This window comes from Sphingomonas sp. CCH9-E2, from assembly GCF_001557215.1.
Lineage (GTDB): Bacteria > Pseudomonadota > Alphaproteobacteria > Sphingomonadales > Sphingomonadaceae > Sphingomonas.
Window position 1 is genome coordinate 1 of the sequence record NZ_LSJM01000447.1, and the last position, 6722, is coordinate 6722.

At 67.8% G+C, this 6722-nt stretch carries 6 protein-coding genes and 1 pseudogene; 6 read left to right on the plus strand and 1 reads right to left on the minus strand.

The window, feature by feature from the left end:
* Window positions 1-144: 144 nt before the first annotated feature.
* Together serA and AX681_RS20040 are read left to right on the plus strand one after the other, a co-directional pair.
* A complete protein-coding gene (gene serA, locus AX681_RS20035) occupies window positions 145-1722 on the plus strand; it encodes a phosphoglycerate dehydrogenase (RefSeq protein WP_066657821.1) in 1578 nt (525 codons plus the stop codon).
* A 107-nt stretch (window positions 1723-1829) separates the two neighbouring features.
* Window positions 1830-2933, plus strand: a complete 1104-nt coding sequence (locus AX681_RS20040) for an ATP phosphoribosyltransferase regulatory subunit (protein ID WP_066657739.1) — start codon at window positions 1830-1832, stop codon at window positions 2931-2933.
* A 119-nt stretch (window positions 2934-3052) separates the two neighbouring features.
* Here AX681_RS20040 and AX681_RS20045 read toward each other — a convergent pair whose 3' ends face one another.
* Window positions 3053-3343 (minus strand): GNAT family N-acetyltransferase, encoded by a 291-nt coding sequence (locus AX681_RS20045; protein ID WP_066657745.1) that lies wholly within the window; start codon window positions 3341-3343, stop codon window positions 3053-3055.
* Window positions 3344-3408: 65 nt separating this feature from the next.
* On the opposite strand from AX681_RS20045, the gene AX681_RS20050 reads away from it, so the two are divergent.
* The 4 genes and pseudogenes from AX681_RS20050 to AX681_RS20065 form a co-directional block, all read left to right on the plus strand.
* Window positions 3409-4299 (plus strand): hypothetical protein, encoded by an 891-nt coding sequence (locus AX681_RS20050; RefSeq protein WP_156442626.1) that lies wholly within the window; start codon window positions 3409-3411, stop codon window positions 4297-4299.
* Complete coding sequence (gene recQ / locus AX681_RS20055) at window positions 4296-6065, plus strand: DNA helicase RecQ (protein WP_066657749.1); 1770 nt, start codon at window positions 4296-4298, stop codon at window positions 6063-6065. The genes AX681_RS20050 and recQ overlap by 4 nt, the downstream gene beginning before the upstream one ends.
* Window positions 6066-6491, plus strand: a complete 426-nt coding sequence (locus tag AX681_RS20060) for a TIGR01244 family sulfur transferase (protein WP_066657751.1) — start codon at window positions 6066-6068, stop codon at window positions 6489-6491. It begins immediately after the preceding gene.
* A gap of 4 nt (window positions 6492-6495) precedes the next feature.
* Window positions 6496-6722 (plus strand): annotated as a pseudogene (locus AX681_RS20065) (hypothetical protein); the annotation flags it as partial.

Below are 6722 nucleotides of genomic sequence, written 5' to 3' on the forward strand. Positions count from 1 at the left end.
GCTTAAGTCTCCCTCTCCCCTTCAGGGGAGAGGGTCGGGGAGAGGGGCATATCGCGAGCCGCTCCCTCCATGACTGCCCCCTCCCTCGCTTCGCTACGCTCGCTTGCCCTCTCCCCTGAAGGGAAGAGGGAATGGAGAATGAACATGCCCAAGGTACTCATCAGCGACAAAATGGACCCCAAGGCCGCCCAGATCTTCCGCGAGCGCGGGGTCGAGGTGGACGAGATCACCGGCAAGACGCCGGAGGAGCTGAAGGCGATCATCGGCCAGTATGACGGCCTTGCCATCCGCAGCTCGACCAAGGCGACCAAGGACATCATCGACGCTGCGACCAATCTGAAGGTCATCGGCCGCGCCGGCATCGGCGTCGACAATGTCGACATCCCCTATGCGTCCTCGAAGGGCGTGGTGGTGATGAACACCCCGTTCGGCAATTCGATCACCACCGCCGAACACGCCATTGCGCTGATGTTCGCGCTCGCCCGCCAGTTGCCCGAAGCCAATGCGCAGACCCAGGCAGGCCTGTGGCCGAAGAACGGCTTCATGGGCGTCGAAGTGACCGGCAAGACGCTTGGCCTGATCGGCGCGGGCAATATCGGGTCGATCGTCGCCGACCGCGCGCTCGGCCTGCGCATGAAGGTGATCGCGTTCGACCCGTTCCTGTCGCCCGAACGCGCGGTCGAGCTCGGCGTCGAGAAGGTCGAGCTGGACCAGCTCCTCGCCCGTGCCGATTTCATCACGCTGCACACGCCGCTGACCGATCAGACGCGCAACATCCTGTCGAAGGAAAACCTGCTCAAGACCAAGAAGGGCGTGCGCATCGTCAACTGCGCGCGCGGCGGGCTGATCGATGAAGCAGCGCTCAAGGAACTGCTCGACAGCGGCCATGTCGCCGGCGCGGCGCTCGACGTGTTCGTGACCGAACCGGCCAAGGAGCATGCGCTGTTCGGCACCCCGAACTTCGTCGCCACCCCGCATCTGGGCGCATCGACCAGCGAGGCGCAGGTCAATGTCGCGATCCAGGTCGCCGAGCAGATGGCCGATTACCTCGTCAATGGCGGCGTCACCAACGCGCTCAACGTCCCGAGCCTCACCGCCGAGGAAGCGCCGCGCGTCAAGCCGTACATGGCGCTCGCCGAAAAGCTGGGCAGCCTGGTCGGTCAGCTGACCACCGGCACGATCCCGCGCGTTTCGGTGCATAGCGAGGGCGCGGCGACCGAGGTCAACCAGAAGCCGATCGTCAGCGCGGTGCTCGCCGGATTCCTGCGCACCCAGACCGATACGGTCAACATGGTCAACGCCCCCTTCCTCGCCAAGGAGCGCGGGATCGAGGTGCGTGAGGTCAAGACCGAGAAGGAAGGCGATTATCACACGCTGATCCGCGTCGCGGTCAAGACCGATGCGGGCGAGCGCTCGGTCGCGGGCACGCTGTTCAACAACCGCGAGCCGCGGCTGGTCGAGCTGTTCGGGATCAAGGTCGAGGCCGATCTCGCGGGCCACATGCTCTATGTGGTGAACGAGGACGCACCGGGCTTTATCGGTCGCATTGGTACCGCATTGGGCAATGCCGGGGTCAATATCGGTACCTTCCACCTCGGCCGCCGCGATGCCGGTGGCGAAGCGGTGCTGCTGCTGTCGGTCGACGAAGCGGTCACGCCCGAGCTGGTCGCCAGCGTCCGCGCGCTGCCCGGCGTCCGGACGGCGATGGCGCTGAAGTTCTGAACAACACCGTTCGCCCTGAGCTTGTCGAAGGGCCGTTCTTCCTTTCCGCGCGAAAAGAAGAACGGGGCTTCGACAGGCTCAGCCTGAGCGGCTAGAGGGCGGGCGCTATGACGAACGCTTCAAACGGACTACTCCCCGAAGGATTCCACGACCGCCTGCCCCCGCTTGCCGACGCGGCGGCGGCGCTCGAATCGCGCGTGCTCGATGTCGCGCGGCTGCATGGCTATGAGCGCGTCGATCCCCCGCTCGCCGAGTTCGAGGAGTCGCTCGGTCAGCGGTTGAAGGCGGCGAGTGGCAAGGATGCGGTGCGCTTCACCGACCCCGTCTCACGCCGCACGCTCGCGATCCGGCCCGACATCACCGCCCAGGTCGGTCGCATCGCCGCGACGCGCATGGCGCACCACCCGCGGCCCGTCCGCCTGTCCTACGCCGGACCGGTGCTCAAGCTGCGCGCGAGCGAGCTGCGCCCCGAGCGCGCGATGCGCCAGATCGGCTGCGAACTGATCGGGCGTGACAGCATCGCCGCGGTACGCGAGATCGTCACCGTGGCGGTCGCGGCGCTGGAGGCAGCGGGCGTTCCCGGCCTCGCGATCGATTTCACCCTGCCCGATCTGGTCGAGCAGCTCGCTCCGACCATGGCGACCGAGCCGTTGACCGCATTGCGCGCCGCGCTCGACGCCAAGGATGCCGCAGCCGTCGCCGCGATCGATCCGGCCTTCCTCCCGCTGATCGAGGCGGCGGGGCCGTTCGACGCGGCGATTGCCCGGCTGCGCGCGCACGATAAAGGCGGCGCACTCTCCACCCGGCTCGACGGGCTCGAGGCAGTCGCACAGGCGGTGGCGGGCAAGGCCGCGTTGACGCTCGACCCGACCGAGCGCCATGGCTTCGAATATCAAAGCTGGATCGGCTTCTCGCTGTTCGCGCGCGGCGTGCGCGGCGAGATCGGGCGCGGCGGCAGCTATTCGGTGCTGGGCGCGCAGGGGGAGGAACCGGCGGTCGGCTTCTCGCTCTACGCCGATCCGCTGCTCGACGCGGGACTCGCCCCGGCGGAGCGGCGGCGGCTGTTCCTCCCGTTCGGAACCGACGCGAACACGGCGGCGCATTGGCGCAGCGAAGGCTGGGTCGCGGTCGCCGCGCTCGATGCGGATGACAGCGCCGAGGCTCAGCTCTGCACCCACGTTCTGAACAACGGCGAACCCTGCCGGGTTTAAGCGCGTTTTCAGCTGCGCTGAGACGGCACCGGCCCGCTCCCCCACCCGGCCACCCATAGAATACACTGGCGTTGGGTGGCCGGGTGGGGAGCGGGCCGGTGCCGCAAAATAAAAACGCGCTAATCCAGCGGCTCGACCAGCAGGTCCGCCCATTCGGGGTGCTTGCGGATATAGGCGGCGACGAACGGGCATTGCGGCACCACCCGCAACCCACGTGCGCGCGCTTCGGACAGAGCGTGGCGGATCAGTCGGCTGGCGATCCCCCGTCCCTCCAGCGCAGGCGGGACGATCGTGTGAGTGAAGGTGATGACATCGCCCGAAACTGCATATTCAGCGCGCGCCAGATGGCCGTCCACCACGACTTCGAACCGGTGCCGCTCCGCATTGTCGCGAATCGCGTCAGATTCCATCACCCGTCTCCCGATTGCCGTGCATCCGGACCGATGGTAGCGATCCGGGGACGGAGGACAATCGCTTGAAACTACGCCTGTTCAGCCTGATCGCCATGGCGCTGATGCTCGGTGCCGCAGCCTCCCCCGGCAAGCTGGTCCGTGATGGCCAGCGGATCGAATGGACAATGGGCGAAGGTCGCAAAGTCTATCGCCTCGGCGACCTGACTGCCGTGTTCGACCGCGTCCAGTGCGCGCCGTTGAGTGAGGAGTGCGAGGAGGGCGATGTCGATCCGGTGCTGACGATCACCCGCTCCGACGGGGCGAGCGTCTGGCTCGAAGGATCGCCGATGCAGAACATCCTGATGCTGGGCCGCTTGTCCAAGGATGGCCCGGTCGTCGCCTTCTTCCAGGATTATACCGGCGGCATGCATTGCTGTCAGCGGATGCGGGTGGTCACACCTGCGGGCGACACGCTCAAGGTCACCGAGCTGGGCGGCTATGACGGGGCGGAAATCGGCTGGCCGAAGGATGTGGATGGCGACGGGATCCGCGACTTCGTGCTGAGCGACGACCGCTTTCTCTATGCGTTCGAAAGCTATGCCGCGAGCGTTGCGCCGCCGAAGGTCCTTAACGTGGTCGACGGCGTGACCCGCGACGTATCAGCCGAACGCCGTTTCGCCAGCATCTTCCGCAAGGCCACTGCAGGTGCGCGCAAGGCATGCATCGGCGAGGAGTATCCCAATGGTGCCTGCGCCGCCTGGGCCGCCGCTGCGGCACGGCTGGGAACGCTCGACGCGGTGTGGCCGGTCATCCTCACCGAATATCGCAAGGACCCGGCGACTTGGCCCGACCGGTGCAAGGTCGAACGGAGCGAGGACGGCGAATGCCCTGAGGGGCAGCTGATCGAATATCCCGATTACCCGACGGGTTTGCGCGCATTTCTGGTGGAGACTGGCTATATCCCCGCCGCATGAGTGACCCCAGAGACGTTCTTCAGACTGTTTTCGGCTTTCCAGAGTTTCGCGGCGTTCAGCGGCAGGTCGTGGATCGCGTGCTGGCGGGGCAGCGCACGCTGGCGGTGATGCCGACCGGTGCGGGCAAGTCGCTCACCTATCAGCTGCCCGCGACGATGCTCGACGGCACCTGCGTCGTCATCTCCCCGCTGATCGCACTGATGCACGACCAGCTGCGCGCCGCTGAAGCGGTCGGTATTCGCGCCGCCACGCTGACCAGCGTCGACGAAAACCGCGCCGAGACGATCGAACGGTTCCGCGACGGCGCGCTCGACCTGCTCTATGTCGCGCCCGAGCGCGCGTCGAACGGCAGCTTCCGCGACCTGCTCCGCGCCGCGCCGCTGGCACTGTTCGCGATCGACGAAGCGCATTGCGTCAGCGAATGGGGCCACGATTTCCGCCCCGATTACCGCCTGCTACGCCCGTTGATGGACGCGTTTCCCGACGTCCCGCGCCTCGCGCTGACCGCCACTGCCGACGCGCACACCCGCGCCGACATCCTGAGCCAGCTCGGCATATCCGAGGACGGGCTGATCGTCGCCGGGTTCGATCGCCCCAATATCCGCTACAACATCGCCCCCCGCGACAATGTGCCGCGTCAGGTCGCCGATTTCATCGCGACCCAGTCCGGCCCCGGCATCGTCTATGCCCAGACGCGCAAGGGCGTCGAGCAGCTGGCGGACAAGCTCGCCGCGACCGGGCGCCCGGTCCTTCCCTATCATGCCGGGCTCGACCCTGCCGTCCGCCGCCGCAACCAGGCCGCGTTCGTCGCGAGCGAGGACATGGTGATCGTCGCCACGGTCGCGTTCGGCATGGGGATCGACAAGCCCGATGTCCGCTTCGTCATCCATGCCGGCCTGCCCAAGTCGATCGAGGGCTATTATCAGGAGACGGGTCGCGCCGGGCGCGACGGCGACCCGGCGGTGGCGCAGCTTTACTGGGGCGCCGACGATTTCGCCCGCGCGCGTCAGCGGATCGGCGAGGTCGAGCCGGAGCGCCAGCCGGGCGAGCGCGCGCGGCTCAATGCATTGGGCGCATTGGTCGAGACCGCCGGATGCCGCCGCGCGATCCTGCTGCGCCATTTCGGCGAGGAGCCGCCCGCGACCTGCGGTAATTGCGACAATTGCCTGGAGGCGCCCAAGGCGATCGACGCCAGCGTGACCGCGCAGAAATATCTCTCCGCCGTGTTCCGCACCGGCCAGAGTTTCGGCGCGACCTATATCGAGCAGGTGCTGACCGGCCAGTCGAGCGAGCGCAGCCTGATGAACGGGCATGAGGCGCTGTCTGTGTGGGGCATCGTCGCGGGCGATGAGGCGACGCTGATCAAGCCGGTCGGCCGCGCCCTGCTGCTCCGCGATGCGCTGCGCACCAATCCGCATGGCGGGCTGGAGTTCGGCCCCGGCGCGCGCCCGATCCTGAAGGGCGAAGCGACGCTCGACCTCGTCATGCAGCCCAAGCGCGAACGCCGCCGCCGGGGCGCGAGCGGCACCGGCGCGCCCAACCCGGTCGGCGATCCGCTGTTCGCGGCACTGCGCGACAAGCGCCGTGCGCTGGCGCAGGCCGCGGCCGTGCCGCCCTATGTCATCTTCCACGATTCGGTGCTGCGCGAGATGGCGGCGGCGCGTCCCGCCACCCTGACCGAGCTTGCATGCATCCCGGGCATTGGCGCGCGCAAGCTGGCGGACTATGGCGATGCCTTCCTGCAAGTGATCCACGAGGCAGCCTGAATGCGCACGATCGATGAGACCATCTCCGTCTCCCCCCAGATCAGCCCGGCCGATGTGACCGAACTGGCCCGTGCGGGGTTCAAGACGATCGTCAACAACCGTCCGGATGAGGAAGAACCCGGCCAGCCTTCGGGCGACGCGATTCGCGCGGCTGCCGAGACGCTCGGCCTGTCCTATCACGCCATCCCCGTCACCCATGCCGGCTTTTCGATGCCGCAGGTCGAGGCGATGCGCGCCGCGATCGATGGCGCGGGCGGCCCGGTCTTCGCCTATTGCCGCTCCGGCACCCGCTCGACCAACCTGTGGGCGCTCGCCGAAGCGAGCCGAGGGACCGATCCCGAGACTTTGGTGACCAAGGCGGCGCAGGCGGGATACGACCTCACCGGCCTGCGCCCGATGCTCGACACGCTGGCGGGCAAGGCCTGATCCGATGAACTGGTGGCTCGCCGCCGGGTCGTTTGCCGCCGTGCTCGCGCTGGCGGGGGTCGCGCGGATGCTGGGGCTGGGCGGCAGCCAGCGGCTCGTGGACGCCAACGAGGCCATCCGGCTGGCCGAGGCGCTTGTGTCCGGGTTCGAGGGTCGCGTTGGCGTCATCGCGGTCGAGGGGGGACGCGCCGCTGTGGCGGGCGGCCCCGGCGATGTCGTGGTGATCGAGCC

Coding starts and splice junctions, on each gene's coding strand:
- serA (WP_066657821.1), top strand. CDS start 145: ATGCCCAAGGTACTCATCAGCGACAAAATGGACCCCAAGGCCGCCCAG.
- AX681_RS20040 (WP_066657739.1), top strand. CDS start 1,830: ATGACGAACGCTTCAAACGGACTACTCCCCGAAGGATTCCACGACCGC.
- AX681_RS20045 (WP_066657745.1), bottom strand. CDS start 3,343: ATGGAATCTGACGCGATTCGCGACAATGCGGAGCGGCACCGGTTCGAA.
- recQ (WP_066657749.1), top strand. CDS start 4,296: ATGAGTGACCCCAGAGACGTTCTTCAGACTGTTTTCGGCTTTCCAGAG.
- AX681_RS20060 (WP_066657751.1), top strand. CDS start 6,066: ATGCGCACGATCGATGAGACCATCTCCGTCTCCCCCCAGATCAGCCCG.